Consider the following 18211-nt stretch of genomic DNA (forward strand, 5'->3'; position numbering starts at 1 on the left):
ACCCCGACCTCCCCGTCATTGGAGCAGTCATGAGGATCGCCCTGCACACCCGGGTCCGAGCGGACCGGATCGAGGAGTACGAGGACGCGCACCGCTCGGTGCCCGCCGAGCTGACCGCCGCCATCAGCGCGGCGGGCGTCGCCGAGTGGACGATCTGGCGCAGTGGCTGCGAGCTGTTCCACCTGCTCGAGTGCGAGGACTACGGCCGGCTGCTCGCGGAGTTGGAACACCTGCCGGTGAACATCGCCTGGCAGGCCCGCATGGGCGAGCTGCTCGACGTGGTCCACGACTACTCGGCGGACGGCGCGGCCGCGGGGCTGCCCGTGGTCTGGAAGCTCTGACCCCACTTATGCTGCATGCCACCGGATGACCAGGAGGACGAAGCCGTGCCAGTGACCGACGAGGCGATCGAGAAGATCAAGGCCATGATCGTGAGCGGCGAGCTGCAGCCCGGCGCGCGGCTCCCGAAGGAGGCCGACCTCGCCGAGCGGCTGGGACTCTCCCGCAACTCGCTGCGCGAGGCGGTGAAGGCGCTGTCCCTGATCCGGGTGCTGGACGTGCGCCAGGGCGACGGCACGTACGTGACCAGCCTGTCGCCCGAGGTGCTGCTGGACACGCTGGGCTTCCTCGTCGACTTCCACCAGGACAGCACGGTGCTGGAGTTCCTGGAGATGCGGCGCATCCTGGAGCCCGCCGCGACCGCGATGGCCGCCCGGGTGATGTCCGACGAGGACGTGACCGCGCTCGGCGCGGTGCTGGACAGCCTGGGCGAGGACGCCACGCTGGACGACCTGATCGCCAACGACCTGGAGTTCCACCGCCGGATCGCGGCCGGCTCGGGCAACGCCGTGCTCTGCTCGCTGATCGAGGGCCTGTCCGGCCCGACCGTGCGGGCCCGGATCTGGCGCGGCCTCACCGAGGAGGGCGCGGTCCCGCACACCCGCCAGCAGCACCGTGCGATCTTCGAGGCCATCGCGGGCCGCCGCCCTGAGGTCGCCCACGCCTGGGCGACCGTGCACGTCGCCGGCCTCGAGCAGTGGCTGCGCGAGACGCTCGGCGAGGCGGGCTCCGCGCTGGCCTGATCCCGCTTCGGTCCGAACGCCCGGTGCCGCCCGTCCCTCGGGACGGGCGGCACCGGCGTTCCCGCCGGTGGATCAGCCGACCTTGACCAGACTCCACTGCTGCTGAGAACCCCAGTTGACGGTCCATTGGATGGCCGTCTGGCCGTCCGCGGTGCCGTTCCCGTTGTCCAGCGCCATCCCGCCGGCCCGGTCGGTCAGCTGGTACACGCCGCCGCCGAGCGCGACGATGCTCCACTGCTGCTGGTTGCTCCCGTTGTCCGGCTGCTGGGTCAGCGCGCTGCCCGCACCGGAGCTGCCGCCGTTGTCGAGCGCCAGCCCGCTGCGCTGGGACACCAGCTTGTAGCGGCCCGCCTCCAGGGCGGTGAGCCGCCACTGCTGCGGCGAGCCGCCGTTGACGGTCCACTGCATGACCTGGCTCCCGGCGGTGGCGGTGTTGCCGTTGTCCAGCGCCTTGCCGCTGCGCGCGCAGACCAGCTGGTAGACGCCGTCGGCGACCACGGCCGGCGTCCCGGAGACCTCGACCACCACGACCGAGTCGGCGGCGTCCGGCGCGGTGCTCGGCACCGACACGTTGATGGTGCCCCCGCTGACGCTGTAGTTGAGCGAGGCCCCCGGGTTGCTCATCAGGTAGACGCGGCTGATGGTGTTCTGCACCAGCGGGATCGGCAGCACGCCGTTGCCCGGCCAGGTGAACACGTGCGCGAACAGCTTGCCCGGCTTGCGGGTGAACCTGCCCCAGGACGGCTCGGCGGTGAACGGGCTGCCCTGGGTGCCGTAGATGCTGTCGCCGTTGACGGCCATCCAGTTCCCCAGCCCCTGCAGGACGGTGACGGAACCCGGGGTGGGCGTGCCGTCCCCCTTGGGCCCGATGTTGAGCAGGTAGTTGCCGTCCCGGGAGGCGACCGTGACGAACTCCTGCAGGATGGTCGCCACCGACCGGTACGAGTTCTCCGCCCACGAGGTGTAGCCCCAGGCCCCGTTCATGGTGGCGCAGGTCTCCCACGGCCGCCCGAGCGGCTCGGCCGGCACGGTCTGCTCGGGGCAGGCGAAGTCACCGAGCCCGACGTCCCGCTTGACCCGCTCGTTGACGATCAGGCCGGGCTTGCGGGCGATCAGCCAGTTGTAGAGGTCGACGCCGTCCGCCTGGGTCCACCAGTCGGTCAGGGTGGGCGTGGCGGGGTTGGCGCACCAGTCGCCGTCGAACCACAGGATGGCCGGGTCGTACCTGGTGAGCAGTTCCTGCAGCTGCGCCTTCATGTCGGTGATGTAGGCGGACCGGGCGGCCATCGACGTCATGTCGGTGTAGTTCGTCGAGTGGTTGCTGTTCTGCGAGCGGTGGTTCCAGTCCATGATCGAGTAGTACAGCCCGAACTTGATGCCCCGGGCGTCGCAGGCGCTCTTCAGCGCGGCCAGCAGGTCGTTCTTGTAGGCGGTGTACTTGGGCAGGGTGTACGGCGTGTTGCCGGTGGTGTCGGTGAAGCTCGCCACCGCGGAGTCGTACATCGCGAAGCCCTCGTGGTGCTTGGCGGTGATCACCAGGTACTTCATGCCGGCCTTCTGCGCGAGGTCGGCGATGGTGTCGGCGTTGAAGGCGGTCGGGTTGAACGGCGCCGTGACCTGGGTCTGGTAGTTGGCCTTGGTCCAGTTCTCGGTCGAGAACACCCACTCGCCCGTGCCGTGGAGGCTGTACGAGCCGAAGTGGATGAACATGCCGAAGCGGGCCTGGTACCACCAGTCCATCTTGGACGGCACGGTGTACGCCTGGGCGCTCTCCGCGAGCACGAGCTGCGGCAGCCCGAATGCGACGGCGCCGCCGGCGAGGGCGGCTGCCCGGATCAGTTGACGGCGGCTCAGGTGGGGGGACATGCGTGACTCCTCGCGTGGGGTGGTGCGCGGACCGGTCTGCGGTCTACTTGCCGACGGTGTTGCCCCACAGGGACTTGTCGTCGACGTTCTCCCTGGTCACCAGCGGGGCGGACAACTGGTCCTCCAGGCCGTTGGGCAGCGAGATGATGGTGGACTGGTGGTCGGTCGGGCCGGGTTGGAAGGTCTTGCCGTCGGCGGCGGCCTGCGCGTAGAACAGCGCGTACTTGGCGTACAGGTCGGCGGGCTGCGAGACGGTGGCGTCGATGTCGCCCCGGCGGATCGCGTCGAACTCCTGCGGGATGCCGTCGTTGGAGACGATCGCGATGTGGCCGCTCTGCCCGGCGGGCCTGAGCAGCCCCTTGCGGCGCAGCAGGGCGAGGGTGGGTTCCAGGAAGACGCCGCCGGCCTGCAGGTAGACGCCGCCGAGGTCGGGGTTGGCGGCCAGGGTGGACTCGAGCTTGGCGGCCGCCACGTCGCCCTTCCACTCGGTGGCCAGCTCGATCACCTTGATGCCGGGGAACTCGCTCTTCATGCAGGAGGCGAACCCCCGGCTGCGGTCGTAGGCGTTGATGGAGCTCAGCGCGCCCTGCAGCTCGGCGACCTTGCCCCGGCCCTTGAGCTGCTTGCCGAGGACCCGGCAGGCCTTGACGCCGTACTCGACGTTGTCGGCGCGGACCACCATGTACACCTCGCCGTGTTCCGGTTCGGTGTCGACGGTGATGGTGCTGATCCCGTGGCCGTAGAGGCCGTTGAGGATGCCGTCGGTGTCCTGGGTCGCCTGCGGGGCGATCACCACCACCTTGGCGCCGGCCTTCTCGAAGCCGTGCAGGCTGTCGCGCAGCCCGTCCTCGCTGTTGTGGGAGTTGGTGATCGGCAGGGTGCGGACGGACCCGTCGGCGAGCTCGGCCCGCAGGTAGCGCTCGTACGACGTCCAGAAGTCCGAGTCGTCGCGGGGCAGGTCGATGCCGATCACCCCCCGGCCGGCCGTCTCCGGTCTTCCGGTCTGGCCGCTGCCGCAGCCGGTGGTGCCGACGAGCAGGACGGCGGCGCCTGCGGTCGCGGCGACTCCCGAGGAGCGAAGCCTCATCGTGCTGGATCTCCTTGGTCCAGAAGGCCGCCCTGACATCCCGGGGGCCTGCGGTACCGAGGACCTTATGAGCCTGTAACCTCCCCGACAAGAGTTGAGGTCGGATGAATCTGAAAAGTAACTCGGTTATTTCCACCCATAGTTGCGACTCGAGAGTAGCTATGACGCAAAGTCATCCCATGTCTTGGGGTCGCTCGTGGTTGAGCCGCCCGGAGGCGAAGCCGTCGACCTCGACCCGCGCCGCACCGAACCCGGCCTGCGCCACGGCCTCCCGCAGCGCCGCCAGTTCGGCTGCCGCCGGCACCGCCTCGGCGTCCAGCTCGACCCGGACGCTCTCCCCGAGGTCGCGCACCCGCAGCTGGACCGAGCGCAGCCCCGCTTCGTCGAGTGCGACCCGCACGGCCGTCTCCGCCCGGTCGATCCGGGCCAGCCGGTGGCCGGTGACGGGGATGCCGTAGCGGATCCGGCTGGCCAGGCAGGGGGTGGCGGGCTTGTCCCAGGTGGACAGGCCCCACAGCCGGCTGACGGCCCGGACGTCCGCCTTGCTGAGGCCGGTGTCGCGCAGAGGTGTCAGGATCGCGCGTTCGCGGCCGGCCCGGATGCCGGGACGGAACGGGTCCGCGGCGTCGTCGGCGTTGGTGCCGGTGGCGACCCGGGCGAAGCCGTGCTCGCGGGCGACCGCGGCGATCGTGTCGAGCACCTCGGACTTGCAGAAGTAGCACCGGTCCTGGGTGTTGGCCCGGTAGCCCGGGCTGCCCAACTCCTCGGTCCGGGCGGCCACATGGGTCACGCCGAGGTCCAGTGCGACGGCTCGCGCCGCGGCCAGCTCCCCCGCCGCCAGGCTCTCGGACACCCCGGTCACCGCCAGCACCCCGGCCGGCCCGTGGGCCCTTACGCCCGCGGCCACCACCAGGGCGGAGTCGGCCCCGCCGGAGTACGCCACCGCGACCGGCCCCGCCTCCCGCACCACGGCCAGCAGCGCGGCGGCCTTCTCCTCGACCGTGTCAGCGCGCGTCATCCCGGTCCTCCTCCCACCCGGCCGGGGCGTTCTCCGCGGCCAGCAGCCGGGCGCGCTCGGCGACCGTGCCCAGCGACCGACCCGTACGGGCGGCGGCGGCCGCCGTGTCCTCGTACTCGGGCTTGATCCCGTACGGGCCCTGCTTGACCCGGATCGGGCTGCCGTCGAGGTCGACCGTCCAGCTCCGGCGGGGGGCCACGACCCGGGTGTGCCGGGTCTGCCGGACGCCCAGAGTGCGGGTCTCGGCGAGAATCAACTCCCGTAGCCGCTCGGTGTCCTGAGGAAGCGTCAGAACGTGTAGCACGTGCGCCGGGCGGCCCTTCTTCATCACCGCGGCAGTCGTCCAGGCGTCGATCGCGCCCTCGGCGAGTGCACGGGCGACGGTGTGCGCGAGGGTCTCGCCGGTGACGTCGTCGAGGTTGGTCTCCAGGGTCACCACGTCCTCCACCCACTGCTCGGCCGCCGGCCGGCCCAGCGTCACCGCCACCACGTTCGGGCGGTCGGCCAGCACCCGGGTGCCCGCCCCGTACCCCGTCGCCGTCACGGTCATCGGCGGCAGCGGGCCGTAGCCCGCGCCCGCCGCGCGCAGCAGCGCGGCGCCGGTCGGGGTGACGGTCTCCCCGCGCAGGTCGGTGCCGGTCACCACCGCGCCGGACAGCAGCCGGACGGTGGCGGGAGCGGGGCAGGGCAGCAGCCCGTGCGCGGTGTCGACGCCGCCGGTGCCCAGCGGCAGCGGCGCGCAGACCACCTCGCTCACGCCCAGCGCGTGCAGCGCGGCGGCCACCCCGACGATGTCCACCAGGGCGTCGTGGCCGCCGAGTTCGTGCAGGTGCACGTCGGCGGGGTCGGTGCCGTGCAGGCGGCCCTCGGCGTCGGCGATCGCGTGCAGCGCGGCGAGGCTCAGGGCGGCCACCGGCTCGGGCCGGGCAGCGGCGGCCAGCCGGATCAGCTCGGCCGCCCGCCGCTCGGTGGCGTGGTCCGTCACCCGCACCCGGGCGCTGGTCGCGGTGAGGCCGTGCGTGACGACGCGCTCGGCGTCGAGTTCCCAGCCGGTGAGGCCGGTGGCGTCGATCGACGCCCGGACCTCGTCCAGCGGTGCGCCCGCGTCGAGCAGCGCACCGAGCAGCATGTCGCCGGCCAGGCCGGTGAACGGGTTGATCCAGCAGATCACGCCCGACTCCTCACCCAGGCCAGCCGGTGGGCGGCCATCGCCGCGCCGAAACCGGAGTCGATGTTGACCACGGTGATCCCGGCGGCGCACGAGGCGTGCATCGCCAGCAGCGCGGTCACGCCGTCCAGCGACGCGCCGTAGCCCGTCGAGACCGGCACGGCGATCACCGGGCAGCCCACCAGCCCGCCGACCACGCTGGCCAACGCGCCCTCCATCCCGGCCACCACGACGACCGCGTCGCAGGACCGCAGCCGGTCCCGGACGCGGAGCACGCGGTGCAGGCCCGCGACGCCGGCGTCCTGCACGGTGTCGACCTCCAGCCCGACGGCCGCGGCCACGGCGGCGGCCTCCGCGGCGACCGGCAGGTCGGCCGTCCCGGCGGAGATCACCGTCAGCGTGAAGCCGTTGCGGTCGGCCGGACGCCAGACCAGCAGCCGGGCCTGCGCGTCGTACGACCCGCCGGGGACGTGCCGCAGCACGTCGGCGGCGGTCTCGGCGTCCACCCGGGTGACCAGCACCGGGCCGGAGTTGTGGCGCAGCAGCTCGGCGGTGATCGCGCGGATCTGCTCGGACGTCTTGCCGGGGCCGTACACGACCTCGGGCAGCCCCTGGCGCTGCTCGCGGCCGATGTCGACCTGGGCGAAGTCGAGGTCGTGGACTCGGGTGGGGTGCATGCGGCTCTCCTCCTCGGTGGGCTGCGACGGTCGGGACGGGTGGCGGCCGTCGGGCGGGCTGTTGACGGCCGTCAGGACGGCGGCTGGCGGACCGTCAGGTGGGCGAGCTCGGCGCCGGTCTCGTGCAGCAGCCGGCGGGTCTCGCGCATCGCGGTGGCCGCGCTGCCCGCCCGCTCGGTGAGCGAGTGGGCCCGGCCGATGCCGTGGGCGGCCAGCTCGGCGGGCCCGGCCTCCACCCGCCCGGCGACCGCCACGACCGGGACGCCGGCCTGGCGGGCCCGCTCGGCCACGCCGATCGGTGCCTTGCCGCGCAGGCTCTGCGCGTCGAGGCAGCCTTCGCCCACCACGACCAGGTCGGCCGCGGCGAGGGCGGTGTCCAGGCCGAGTTCGGCCAGCAGCACGTCGACGCCGGGCTCCCGGCGGGCGCCCAGGTGCAGGGCCGCGAAGCCCGTCCCGCCGGCCGCCCCGGCGCCGGGGCGGCCGGACAGGTCGGCTCCGGTCCGCGCGGCGACGAGCCCCGCGAACCGGGCGAGCGCGGCGTCCAGCAGCGCCACCTGTCCGGCGTCGGCGCCCTTCTGCGGGGCGAAGACGGCGGCGGCACCGTCCGGTCCGAGCAGCGGGTTGTCGACGTCGGAGGCCAGCACCAGCCGGGTCTCCCGCAGCCGCGCGTCGAGGCCGGTCAGGTCGACCGCCGCGGCATCGGCCAACGCCGCGCCGCCGGGCGGGAGTTCGGCGCCCGTGGCGTCGGTGATCCGGGCCCCGAGCGCCTGCAGCAGACCGGCCCCGGCGTCGGTGGTGGCGCTTCCGCCGACCGCGAGCACCACGTCCCGGCAGCCCAGGTCGAGTGCGGCGCGCAGCAGTTCACCGGTGCCGCGGGTGGAGGCGGTGAGCGGTGCGGGCCGACCCGCGGGCAGCAGGTGCAGCCCGGACGCCTGGGCCATCTCGACCACCGCCCGCCGGCCGCGGACGGCCAGCACCGCGTCGACCGGCGCGCCGGTGGGCCCGCTCACCCGGACCGGCACGGCCCGGAACCCGGCCGCCAGGAACGCCTCCGCGGTGCCCTCGCCGCCGTCCGCGACCGGCGCCTCCCGCACGTCCAGCGCGGGATCGGCCGCCCGCAGGCCCTCGGCGAGCCACCGGCACGCCTCGACGGCGGTCGCCGAGCCGCGGAACTTGTCCAGGCACACCAGGACCTGTCGACGCGTCATGCCGTCCCCGCCCCGTCCCGCTCGCCGCCCGGCCCGCCGTCCCGGCGCAGGTAGGGGATGGTCATCGGCCCCTCGGGCAGCACGCACAGCCGGGCGCCCGGCCCGGCGGCGGCGAGGGCCTCGGCCACGGTCGCGGAGATGTCGGCGGTCTGCTCCAGGTGCGCGGTGGCGAGCTCGGCGTCGCTCAGGTACGAGGTGTGCATCACCACCCGGGAGCTGGACTGGATCCGGGCCTGGACCTGCACCTGCCACTGGTCGGGCACGGTGCGCGGCCGGGCCCGGATCGACTCCAGCAGCGCCTGCGGGGACGGCGCGGAGGCCAGCACCTCGCGGTAGGAGCCGTGGTCGGGGAAGCCGTCGCGGCACTCCGCCGCGCAGACGATCAGGCCGCCGGGCTTCACCACCGTGAGTGCGGCCGACATGCCCTTGACGGACTGGTAGAGGTTCTGGTCGAGCGGGTGGCCGGCGTTGGTGGTGACCACCACGTCGAAGAGCCGGTCGACCGGGCGCATCGCGATCCGCCGGGCGGCGGCGGTCGCCGCCGCGTGCATGGGCAGCAGGTCGCCGCCGAAGGCCGCGACGATCCGCTGCTCGCGGTTGAGCACCACGTCGAGGGAGAAGGTGACGCCGGTGCCGTCCGCGATGGCCCGGACGTCGTCGTGCACGGGGTTGCCGTGCGTGGTGCCCCAGGTGGCCCGGGGGTCGCCGATCCGCTTCGCGTCGTGCAGGACGAGCACGGTCTCCAGTCCGGCCAGTCCCGGGGCGACCAGCTTCGGGCCGCCCGAGAAGCCGGCGAAGAAGTGCGGTTCGACGAAGCCGGTGGTGATCCTGACGTCCGCCTCGACCCAGGTGCGGTTGAGCCACACCGGCACGTCGTCGCCCCAACGCCCCATCCAGGCCAGCTGGTCGGTGTCACGGGCGTCGTGGTTGACGATCCTGATCCGGTCGACCACCTCGTCCCCGAACATCCGGCGCAGCTCCTCGGGGTCGTTCCCGCGGTGCGTGCCGGTGGCGACCAGGATCACCACGTCCTCGTCCCGGACGATCCCGTCGAGCTCGGCGAGGACGGCCGGGATCATCAGGTGCCGCGGCTGCGGCCGGGTGCCGTCGCACGCCGAGATCGCCACGGTCTGCCCCGGCCGGACGCGTTCGCGCAGCGACGGCCCGGCGACGGGGCGGCGCAGCGCCTCGCGGAGCACGGCCATCGGGTCGGCGGCGCCAGCGGTGTGCAGCGGTTCGACCACGGTGGTGACGGCCGGGTCGACGTCGAGGTCGAGCCCGGTCTCCCCGTAGGCGAGTCTGATTCTCATGGGGTGTCCTCACCGGCGCCGGGCTCGGTCGCCACGCCGAGCCGGTAGACCCGGTCGGCGGTGCCGCCGAACACCTCGGCGCGCTCACTCGGCGCCAGGCCCTCGGTCAACTCGTCGGCGGTGTCCATGACTTGCCGGTAGTCGGCGGCCAGCAGGCAGACCGGCCAGTCGGAGCCGAACATCACGCGGTCCGGCCCGAACGCCTCCAGTGCCGTACCGGCGTACGGGCGCAGGTCGTTGACGGTCCATTCGGCGTGGTCGGCCTCGGTGACCAGTCCGGACAGCTTGCACGAGACGTTCGACTCGCGGCCCAGTTCCCGCAGCAGCCCGGCCCAGGGCTGCAGGGCGCCGCGGGCGATACCGGGCTTGGAGAGGTGGTCGAGCACGAACCCCAGCTCCGGTAGCGCGCGCACCGTCTCGATGGCGGAGGGGAGTTGGCGCGGCAGGGTCAGCAGGTCGTAGCGCAGCCCGGCCCCGGCGACGGCCCGCAGCCCGCGCCGCACCTCGGGCCGGGCCAGCCACCCGGGGTCGGCCTCGCCCTGGACGAGGTGGCGCACGCCGACGAGCAGCTCGCCGCCGGGCCCTTCCCGCAGTTCGGCGAGGGTCTCGGCGACGGCCGGGGAGGTCAGGTCGACCCAGCCGACGACGCCCGCGACCATGGGCTCGGTGGCGGCGAGGGCGAGGAACTCCCGGGTCTCCTCGACGTCGGGCAGCACCTGGACCAGCACCGTCCGCCCCACGCCCGCCGCCCGCGCCTGCCCGGCGAGCTCGGCCATCCCGAAGTCCCGCCGGAGGGCGGCGAGGCCGGGATCGTCCAGCCAGGCGTGTGGGCGCCTGCCCAGCTGCCACACGTGGTGGTGTGCGTCGATTCTCACGAGCGGTCGCTCCTTGGTGGGTGGGTGACGACGGGTCGGCGCTCAGGACTCCGGCTGCGGCTGCGGCTGCGGCTGCGCGACGTCGGAGACCGTGCCGCCGGAGCCCGTGCCGGCCGGGACGCGGTCCCCCGCGGCCAGGTGCGCGCGCAGCCAGCGCTCGGTGGTGGTGACGTGCAGGAGGGCGGCCGCCTGCGCGAGGTGCGGGTCGCGGGCGGTGAGCGCCTCGAGGATCGCCTCGTGTTCGGCGAGGGTCCGCCCGGCCGCGTCCGTGTCCGACTGTCCGCGCCAGATCCTGGCCCGCAGGGTGCGCCCCGAGATGTGCTCCAGCAGGGTCGCCAGCGTGGCGTTGCCGGTGGCGCGCACCACCGCGCGGTGGAAGGCCGCGTCGTGGCGGTTGAACTCCGCGACGTCGTGGCGCGCGGCGCGCATGGCCGCGAGGTGCCCGGCCACCTGCGCCAGGTCCTGGTCGGTGATCCGGGCGGCGGCCAGCGCCGTCGCGGCCGGCTCGAACAACCGGCGGACCTCGGTCAGCTCCAGCACGGTGTCCCCTTGCAGGAGTTCCACCGCGCCGCCGAGGCCGGCCAGCAGCACGTCCGGCTCCAGGCTGGTCACGTAGGTGCCGTCGCCGCGCCGGATCTCCAGCACGCGCGCCACCACCAGTGCCTTGACGGCCTCGCGCATCAGGTTCCGCGAGAGACCGAGCTCGGCGGCCAGCACCGGCTCCGGCGGCAGTTTCGATCCGGGCGGGAGGCTGCCGTCCCGGATCGACTCCCGGATGCGCGCGATGGCCTTGTCAGTCAGGGACACGGCGACAACCTAACAGGTGATCCCATGTCTGAGAAGCCCTCGCTTCCGCTCAAGCCATCTCGACCTGCACATTTCCCGCTCCAGGCAGGTCACTGCAACCCAAGACCTGACAATACATCGGATGTCTCAAGAGGCCGACAGCCGAGGACACTACGCGGGGAAGGCCAGCCGCAGGTGCTGACCGGCCGTCAGGCGCAGCCGCAGGCGCCGGCCGTCCCCGGTGAGGTCCCCCTCGCCGCACGCCACGGGCCGGCCTGCACCCGCGGGCAGGTGCAGCTCGACGTCGGCATCCCGATCGGCACGCAACTCGGCTTCCACCAAAGCGCCTTGATGCCACGTCAGGTCGACGGCGACCCCGCCGCGGGCACGCAGGCCGCGCACCTCGCCGTCGGGCCAGCCCGGCGGCAGCGCGGGCAGCAGCCGCAGGATGCCGTTGTGGCTCTGCAGCAGCGTCTCGGCGATTGCGGCGGCGATGCCGAAGTTGCCGTCGATCTGGAACAGCTGCGGCGGGTGCAGGTCGAACAGGTTGGGCGCGATGGAGGTGGCGAGCAGCCGCTCGACGGCGTGCCCGGCGAGCGGGCCGTCGCCGAGGCGGGCGGCGAGCGCCGCCACCCAGGCCAGGCTCCAGCCGGTGCCGCCTCCGCCGTGTTCCAGCCGCCGGTCCAGGGCGCGGCGGGCCGGCTCGACGTACGTCGGGTCGGTGAGCGGGTCGACGGCGCTGCCGGGGTAGAGGCCGTACAGGTGGGAGAGGTGCCGGTGGCCCGGGTCCTCGTCGGGGAGGTCCTGCGACCACTCCAGCAGTCGTCCGTCGGCGGCGATCGCCAGGGGCCTCAACCGGGCGCGCAGGGCGGCGAGTTCGGCCGCGAAGGCGTGGTCGACGTCCAGCTCGCGGGCCGCGGCCGCGGTGGTGTCGAACAGTTCGGCGGCCAGCCAGTGGTCCATCGCGGTGCCGGCGCCGACCGCCGCGAGCGTGCCGTCGGGGAGCCGGAAGTGGTGCTCGGGGGAGGTGGACGGGCAGGTCACCAGGGTGCCGTCACCGTCCTCGACCAGCATGGCGGTGACGAACCGGGCGGCCTCCCGCATGACGGGGTAGGCGCGGTCGGCGAGGAAGGCGCGGTCGCCGTGGAACAGGTGGTGGTCCCACAGGTGGGCGGACAGCCAGGCGCCGCCCATCGGCCAGTGGAACCAGACCGGGAGGCCGCCGACGGGGTTGGTGGCGCGCCACACGTCGACGTTGTGGTGCAGGCACCAGCCGGGGGCGTCGTAGTAGGCGCGGGCGGTGTTCCGGCCGGCCTCGGCGAGGTCGGCGACCAGGTCGAACAGCGGCTCGTGGCAGGCGGCGAGGCCGGTGGTCTCGGCGTGCCAGTAGTTCATCTGGACGTTGATGTTGGACGTCCAGTTGGAGTTCCACGGCGGGGTCGGGAACGGGTTCCAGATGCCCTGCAGGTTGGCGGGCTGGGTGCCGGGCCGCGAGGAGGCGATCAGGAGGTAGCGGCCGTAGGCGAACAGCAGGGCCGCCAGGCCCGGGTCCGAGGTGCCCGCGTTGGCGGCGGCCAGCCGCTCGTCGGTGGGCAGGTGCGCCGCCGCGGCGGGTCCGGGCAGGGCCAGGGTGGCGGCGTCGAAGAGTCGCTGGTGGTCCGTCAGGTGCTCGGCGCGCAGCGCGTGGTAGTCCCGGCCGGCGGCGGCCTCCAGTCGGCCGCGGGCCGCGGCCAGCGCCGCCTCGGGGCCGTCGGGCTTCTCGCGCCAGTCCCGGATGCCGGTGCCGACGGCGAGCAGCAGCACCGCCTCGTCGGCGCCGGTCACCGCCAGGCCGTCGCCGTCCGCGGTGATCCGGCCGCCGGTGGCCCGCAGCCGGAGCGCGGCGGCGAAGCCGGTGCCCTCGCCCTCGGTGTAGGCGGCGTTCACGTCGGGCTCGTGTGGGACGCGCACCGGGGCGCGGCCGCTGATCGTCAGACCGCCGGGCTCGGCTTCCACGGTGGTGCGCGTCCCGTGGTGCGGCGTGCCGAGCCCGACCCGGAAGGTGAGCGCGCCGGGGGTGTCGGCGGTGAGCCGCACCGCCAGGACGCCCGCCGGGGCGGAGACGAAGCCCTCCCGCCGGTACCGGACTCCCCCGGCGGCGTACTCCACGGTGTGCACGGCCGTCCCGAGGTCCAGTTCCCGCCGGTAGTCGGCGCCCTGGTCGGCGCCGGGCGCGAACGCCAACTCCAGGGCGGCGAGCGGCTGGTACGCCTCGACGTCCGGGCCCTGGAAGTGCGCGGCGGCGAGCCGGTCCGCCTCGGCGGCGTCGTTTCGCTCCAGCACCGCGGCACGCAGCTCGGGCAGGTGGGCGGCGGCGCCGACCCGGTCGCGGGGCCCGGGGCCGCCGGACCACAGGGTGTCCGCGTTGAGTTCGAGCCGCTCGGTGTCCACCCCGCCGTACACCGTGGCGCCGAGCGCGCCGTTGCCGAGCGGCAGCGCCTCCAGGAAGGAGGCGGCGGGGCTGCGGTACCAGAGCAGGTGGTCGGGGTTGCGGTGAGCGTCAGTCAGCATGAGGTCCTCCACGCCGCCAACCTAACAGGTGATCCTATGTCTGAGAAGGAAACGGGAGCACTGCGGTCGATCGACCGATCCTCAACTCGCCTAGCTGACCTGCCTGTTTGGAACCTCTCTGGTCCGACCCCTGGACGAGGGCTGTCGCCCGCCCGTATAAATCCATCCCATGTATCCATCCGATCCGAGCGAGGGACCGTGAACGAACCAGAGTTCGCCGGCCTGGCCGCCGTCGTCACCGGCGGGGCCTCCGGGATCGGGCTCGCCACCGCCCGGCTGCTCGCGGCCCGCGGGGCCCGGGTCGCCTGCCTGGACCTGCGGCCGGACGGCGTGCCCGAGCCGTTGATCAAGGCGCACGTCGACGTCGCGGACCACGAGTCGGTGCGCGCCAGTGTGGCGTGGGCCGCCGAACTGCTCGGCGGCATCGACGTGCTGGTCAACGCCGCCGAGGTCGACGCGCAGGGCGGTATCGGGGACGACCCCGACGAGGACTGGCGCCGGGTGTTCGAGGTGAACGTGATCGGCGTGCTCCGCTCCACCCGCGCCGCCCTGCCCTACCTGCGGCGCTCCGCCGCCCCCGCGGTCGTCAACACCTGCTCGATCGCGGCCACCACCGGCGTGTCCGAGCGCGTCCTGTACTCCGCGTCCAAGGGCGCCGTCCTGTCGATGACCCGCGCGATGGCCGCCGACCTGGCGGGCGAGGGCATCCGCGTCACCTGCGTCAACCCGGGCACGGCCGACGCCGAGCAGGTGGCCGCCACCATCGCCCACCTGGCCAGTCCGCTCGCGGCTGCCGCCACCGGCACGGACCTGGTCGCCGAGGGCGGGACGGGCGGCCCGCGGGTCCGCGGCGACTGACCGACGGCCACCCCCGCACTCCGGGCCCCGCGCCCGCTCACCAAGGGACCACGATGCCGCACCAGACTCCGCCGGACCCGCGCCGCTTCCCGCGCCGCACCGTGCACCTGGACTTCCACACCTCCCCCGAGATCCCCGACGTCGGACGGGACTTCGACCCGGTGGCGTTCGCCCGGACGTTCCAGGAGGCGCACGTCGACAGCGTCACCGTCTTCGCCAAGTGCCACCACGGCCGCCTCTACTACGGCACCGACCGCCCCGAGCGCCACCCCGGCCTGTCCCCCGACCTCGACCTGCTGGCCGAACAGGTCCGGGCGCTGCACGCCGTCGGCATCCGCGCCCCGATCTACCTGTCCCTCCAGGTCGACGAGTACGCCGCCCGCGAGCACCCCGAGTGGCTCGCCGTGGGCGAGGACCTCAAACTGGCCCGCTGGAGCGCCTCCGCGTTCGAGGCGGCGTGGAGCATCCTCGACATGTCCAGCCCCTACGCCGACTACTTCGCCGACCAGTTGGACGAGGTGCTGCGGCGCTTCGCCCCGGTCGACGGCGTCTTCATCGACATGTGCTGGGACCAGCCCAGCGTCAGCCGCTGGGCCGTCGACGGCATGCGCCGCGAGGGCCTGGACCCGGCCGACGCCGACCACCGGGCCCGCTACGCCACCCTGGTGGCCCGCCGCTACATGGCCCGCTACTCCGCGATGGTGGAGAAGGCGCTGCCCGACGGCGCCGCCCAGGGCGCCTGGTTCAACAGCCGCCCGAAGGCGGGCCTGCCCGAGGAGCGCCCGTACGTCCGCCACACCGAGATCGAGGGCCTGCCCACCGGCGGCTGGGGCTACTCCTTCCTCCCGTACGTGGCCCGTTTCGTGCGCCCGCTGGGCCTGCCGACCCTCAGCCACACCGGCCGGTTCCACGAGAGCTGGGGCGACAACGCCGCGCTCAAGCCCCGGGCCGCGCTGCTCTACGAGACCAGCCAGATGCTCTCCAACGGCCTGACCAGCGGCATCGGCGACGTCCTGCACCCGCGCGGCGCGCTCGCCCCCGCCGTCTACGACCTGATCGGCTCGGTCTACGGGCACGTCGCCGCGTGCGAGCCGTTCGTGGACGGCGGGCAGGTCGCCACCGAGGTCGCGCTGCTCACCGATCCCGCGCTCGGCGACCACCCCGGCGCCGACTGCATGGGCGCGGTGCGGGCGCTGCAGCAGCTGCGGGTCCAGTTCGACATCGTCTTCCCGACCTCGGACCTCTCCGGCTACCGGGTCGTCGTGGTCCCCGAGTCGGCCCCGGTCGACGCCGAACTCGCCGCGTGCCTGCGGGAGTACCGCGCGGCCGGCGGCGCCGTGCTGCTGGTCGGCCGGTCGCTGCTGACCGACGAGGCGGCGCCGGTCTTCCCGGACCTGCCCGTCGAGGACCTGGCGCCCGCCCCGGACGGCGAGGTGTTCCTCGCCTGCACCGGTGTGCCCGGCGTCCCCGAGGACTTCCCCGTGATCAGCCACGGCTCCCGGCTCACCGCCCGGCCCCGGCCCGGCTCCGAGGTCCTCGCCCGGCTGGTGGCCCCCTACTTCCCGCGCACCTGGGACCGCTTCTGCGGCCACTCCTACACCCCGCCCGCCGACCTCACCGACGAGGTCGCCGCCGCCGTCGGCGACCGCGTCGCCGCGATCACCGTGCCGCTGCTGTCGGCCTTCCACGAGCACGGCCTGGAGGCCTACCGCCTGCTGCTCGGCGCCGTCCTGGACCGCCTGCTCCCCGACCCGCTGCTGCGCGCCGGCGGCCCGACCCACCTGGAGACCTCGGTCGTCCGCACCCCGGCCGGCACCGTCGTCCACCTCACCAGCTTCGTCCCCTCCCGCGAGACCCCCGGGCTCGACCTCGTCCACGACCCGTTCCCGCTGGTCGACGTCCCGCTCTCGCTCCGGCTGCCCGCCGCGCCCCGCGCCGTGCGGCTGCAGCCCGCCGGGCAGGACGTCGCCTGGGAGCACGACGGCGGGTACCTGCACGTCCGGGTGACCTCGCTGGACGGCCACGCCATGCTGGTCGTCGACCACGACTGACGGCGGGCGCCGCCGCGCTGCTGCCGGCCTCAGCCGGACGGCAGCAGCGTGGGGTCGGCCAGCAGCTGACGGACCGTCACCAGGGCGGCGCCGAGCACCGGTCCGCGCCGGCCGAGCGCCGAGGCCCGCAGGGTCTCCGCGGCCCAGGGACGGACGGTGATCCGGGCGGTGAGCTCGGCCCGGACGGACGGCAGCAGCCAGTCGGCGAGCTCCGCGTAGGTGCCGCCCAGCACGATCCCGTCGGGGTCGATCAGGTTGACCGCCGAGACCAGGGCCAGGCCCAGCGCCCGGCCCGCCCGGTCCAGGGCCCGCAGCACGGCGGCGTCCCCGGCGGCGGCCCGCTCGGCCAGCAGGGCGACGTGGTCCCCGGCCGATGCGGGAAGTCCGGCCTCGCGCAGCACGGCCGCCTGCCCGGCGTACTGCTCCAGGCAGCCGAGCGACCCGCAGGCGCAGCGCGGGCCCGCCGGGTCGACGGGGAGGTGGCCGAGTTCGCCCGCGAAGCCGCGCGCGCCCCGGAACAGGATGCCGTCGACCACCAGGGCGGCGCCGATGCCCGCTTCGGCGGAGATGTGCACGAGCGTGCCGGTCTGCCGTTCGTCGTGCCAGTACTCGGCGAGCGCGCCGAGGTTGGCCTCGTTCTCCACCGTGGGCGCGGGCGTCGGCCCGGGCCAGTGGTCCGCGGGGCGGACGGCGTGCCAGCCGAGGTTGGGGGCGTTCTCGACCAGCCCGCGCGGCTCGTTCGGCACCACGCCGGGCAGCGCGAGCACCCGGCCGGCGACGTGCAGGCCGAGGTCGGCCGCCTCGGCCTCGGCCTCGGCGGCGAGCGCCGCGACGTCGGCGAGCACTTCGGCGGCGGGGCGGCCCGCGTTGGCGCCGTCCACCCGCCGCCACACCCGCGCCTCGCCGCGCAGGTCGGTGACGCACGCGGCGAGGTGGGCCACGCCGATCTCCAGGCCGAGGCCGGCCGGGCCCCGGTCGCGGACGGCCAGGGCCCGACCGGGACGGCCGACCCGGCCGTCGGGCGCGGTCTCCACCTCGGTCAGGGCGCCGCGTTCGATCAGCTCGTCGACCAGCGAGGAGACGGCCGCCTTGGTGAGGCCGGTGTGCCCGGCGACGTCCGAGCGGGAGGGCAGGCGCTGCGCGGCGACCGAGCCGAGCACCAGCGCGAGGTTGCGCCGGCGGACGTCCTGCTGGGAGACGGGCTCGCCGCTCCGCTTGCGCACCGCCGCGCCGTCCGCCGCCATCTGCCGTCCCCGTTCCGCCGATCCCGGGCATCGCCGCCCACCGCAGCGTATCGCTGCGCCGCGACGGGCCGGGGCCGCGGCCCGTCGCGGGCGGTGAGCGGCGCCTCCGCTACCCGCCTGTCGTCACCCCCCGTCGCTCCCGGGCGTGTCGGTCTGGACCCCCGGGTAGGGCAGCTCGGCCTCCGCCGTTCCCGCCGGGTGGGCGTGCACCGGCCCGTCCGGTCCGCCGAGGCGCAGCGTCCACGCGGCGGGGCTGTCGGTGGTGACGTGCAGGCGGTCGCCGGTGCGGCGCAGGCGGAAGCGGGCGCTCTCGCCGGGGCCGTCGCTGCGCGGGATGACGACGGTGCGCTCCGCGCCGTCCGCGAACGCGTGCACCAGCAGGGTGACGCCGTCGGCCCAGTCGGAGACCGGGCGGGAGTCGTCGGCGGCGA

At 74.5% G+C, this 18211-nt stretch carries 15 protein-coding genes and 1 pseudogene; 4 read left to right on the forward strand and 12 right to left on the reverse strand.

Going from position 1 to position 18211, the window contains the following annotated elements:
• Positions 1–29 precede the first annotated feature (29 nt).
• A complete protein-coding gene (locus ACWD4U_RS30450; RefSeq protein WP_363459831.1) occupies positions 30–341 on the forward strand; it encodes an L-rhamnose mutarotase in 312 nt (103 codons plus the stop codon).
• A gap of 45 nt (positions 342–386) precedes the next feature.
• The gene (locus ACWD4U_RS30455) at positions 387–1082 is read left to right on the forward strand and encodes a FadR/GntR family transcriptional regulator (protein WP_363459832.1); all 696 of its coding nucleotides are present in this window, start codon (positions 387–389) and stop codon (positions 1080–1082) included.
• Between the two features lie 72 nt (positions 1083–1154).
• On the opposite strand, the gene ACWD4U_RS30460 is transcribed toward ACWD4U_RS30455, so the two are convergent.
• From ACWD4U_RS30460 to ACWD4U_RS30505, 10 genes are all read right to left on the reverse strand, one after another.
• Positions 1155–2948, reverse strand: coding sequence for an alpha-L-fucosidase (locus ACWD4U_RS30460; RefSeq protein WP_363459833.1), 1794 nt, complete (start codon positions 2946–2948; stop codon positions 1155–1157).
• 43 nt (positions 2949–2991) lie between these two features.
• Entirely contained in the window at positions 2992–4035 is a 1044-nt protein-coding gene (locus tag ACWD4U_RS30465) for a sugar ABC transporter substrate-binding protein (RefSeq protein WP_363459834.1), read from the reverse strand.
• 172 nt (positions 4036–4207) lie between these two features.
• Positions 4208–5053, reverse strand: a complete 846-nt coding sequence (gene larE, locus ACWD4U_RS30470; protein WP_363459835.1) for an ATP-dependent sacrificial sulfur transferase LarE — start codon at positions 5051–5053, stop codon at positions 4208–4210.
• A complete protein-coding gene (gene larC / locus ACWD4U_RS30475) occupies positions 5040–6224 on the reverse strand; it encodes a nickel pincer cofactor biosynthesis protein LarC (protein ID WP_363459836.1) in 1185 nt (394 codons plus the stop codon). The genes larE and larC overlap by 14 nt, the downstream gene beginning before the upstream one ends.
• Positions 6221–6898 carry a nickel pincer cofactor biosynthesis protein LarB gene (gene larB / locus ACWD4U_RS30480; protein ID WP_363459837.1) on the reverse strand — a complete coding sequence of 226 codons (678 nt, stop codon included), beginning with the start codon at positions 6896–6898 and terminating at the stop codon, positions 6221–6223. Before larB ends, larC begins: the two co-directional genes overlap by 4 nt.
• A gap of 71 nt (positions 6899–6969) precedes the next feature.
• Positions 6970–8106: a glycerate kinase gene (locus tag ACWD4U_RS30485; protein ID WP_363459838.1), complete on the reverse strand. Its 1137-nt coding sequence runs from the start codon at positions 8104–8106 to the stop codon at positions 6970–6972.
• A complete protein-coding gene (larA, locus tag ACWD4U_RS30490) occupies positions 8103–9416 on the reverse strand; it encodes a nickel-dependent lactate racemase (protein ID WP_363459839.1) in 1314 nt (437 codons plus the stop codon). Before larA ends, ACWD4U_RS30485 begins: the two co-directional genes overlap by 4 nt.
• On the reverse strand, positions 9413–10291 hold the full coding sequence (locus ACWD4U_RS30495; protein WP_363459840.1) for an amidohydrolase family protein: 879 nt from the start codon (positions 10289–10291) through the stop codon (positions 9413–9415). Before ACWD4U_RS30495 ends, larA begins: the two co-directional genes overlap by 4 nt.
• 42 nt (positions 10292–10333) lie before the next feature.
• Positions 10334–11098, reverse strand: coding sequence for a FadR/GntR family transcriptional regulator (locus ACWD4U_RS30500; RefSeq protein WP_363459841.1), 765 nt, complete (start codon positions 11096–11098; stop codon positions 10334–10336).
• Positions 11099–11248: 150 nt separating this feature from the next.
• Complete coding sequence (locus tag ACWD4U_RS30505; RefSeq protein WP_363459842.1) at positions 11249–13627, reverse strand: glycoside hydrolase family 95 protein; 2379 nt, start codon at positions 13625–13627, stop codon at positions 11249–11251.
• 198 nt (positions 13628–13825) lie between these two features.
• Here ACWD4U_RS30505 and ACWD4U_RS30510 point away from each other — a divergent pair, with 198 nt between their 5' ends.
• Positions 13826–14485 (forward strand): SDR family NAD(P)-dependent oxidoreductase, encoded by a 660-nt coding sequence (locus tag ACWD4U_RS30510; protein WP_363459843.1) that lies wholly within the window; start codon positions 13826–13828, stop codon positions 14483–14485.
• Positions 14486–14538: 53 nt separating this feature from the next.
• On the forward strand, positions 14539–16536 hold the full coding sequence (locus tag ACWD4U_RS30515; RefSeq protein WP_363459844.1) for an alpha-amylase family protein: 1998 nt from the start codon (positions 14539–14541) through the stop codon (positions 16534–16536).
• 29 nt (positions 16537–16565) lie between these two features.
• On the opposite strand, the gene ACWD4U_RS30520 is transcribed toward ACWD4U_RS30515, so the two are convergent.
• Both ACWD4U_RS30520 and ACWD4U_RS30525 read right to left on the reverse strand, forming a co-directional pair.
• The gene (locus ACWD4U_RS30520; RefSeq protein WP_363459845.1) at positions 16566–17780 is read right to left on the reverse strand and encodes an ROK family transcriptional regulator; all 1215 of its coding nucleotides are present in this window, start codon (positions 17778–17780) and stop codon (positions 16566–16568) included.
• 123 nt (positions 17781–17903) lie between these two features.
• Positions 17904–18211, reverse strand: a pseudogene (locus ACWD4U_RS30525) (hypothetical protein); the annotation flags it as partial.

It is taken from the genome of Kitasatospora sp. NPDC002522 (genome assembly GCF_053595195.1).

Excerpts from the sequence above, each read along its gene's own strand:
- ACWD4U_RS30450 (WP_363459831.1), top strand. The coding sequence starts at position 30 with ATGAGGATCGCCCTGCACACCCGGGTCCGAGCGGACCGGATCGAGGAG.
- ACWD4U_RS30460 (WP_363459833.1), bottom strand. The coding sequence starts at position 2,948 with ATGTCCCCCCACCTGAGCCGCCGTCAACTGATCCGGGCAGCCGCCCTC.
- ACWD4U_RS30465 (WP_363459834.1), bottom strand. The coding sequence starts at position 4,035 with ATGAGGCTTCGCTCCTCGGGAGTCGCCGCGACCGCAGGCGCCGCCGTC.
- larE (WP_363459835.1), bottom strand. The coding sequence starts at position 5,053 with ATGACGCGCGCTGACACGGTCGAGGAGAAGGCCGCCGCGCTGCTGGCC.
- larB (WP_363459837.1), bottom strand. The coding sequence starts at position 6,898 with ATGCACCCCACCCGAGTCCACGACCTCGACTTCGCCCAGGTCGACATC.
- ACWD4U_RS30485 (WP_363459838.1), bottom strand. The coding sequence starts at position 8,106 with ATGACGCGTCGACAGGTCCTGGTGTGCCTGGACAAGTTCCGCGGCTCG.
- larA (WP_363459839.1), bottom strand. The coding sequence starts at position 9,416 with ATGAGAATCAGACTCGCCTACGGGGAGACCGGGCTCGACCTCGACGTC.
- ACWD4U_RS30505 (WP_363459842.1), bottom strand. The coding sequence starts at position 13,627 with ATGCTGACTGACGCTCACCGCAACCCCGACCACCTGCTCTGGTACCGC.
- ACWD4U_RS30515 (WP_363459844.1), top strand. The coding sequence starts at position 14,539 with ATGCCGCACCAGACTCCGCCGGACCCGCGCCGCTTCCCGCGCCGCACC.
- ACWD4U_RS30520 (WP_363459845.1), bottom strand. The coding sequence starts at position 17,780 with ATGGCGGCGGACGGCGCGGCGGTGCGCAAGCGGAGCGGCGAGCCCGTC.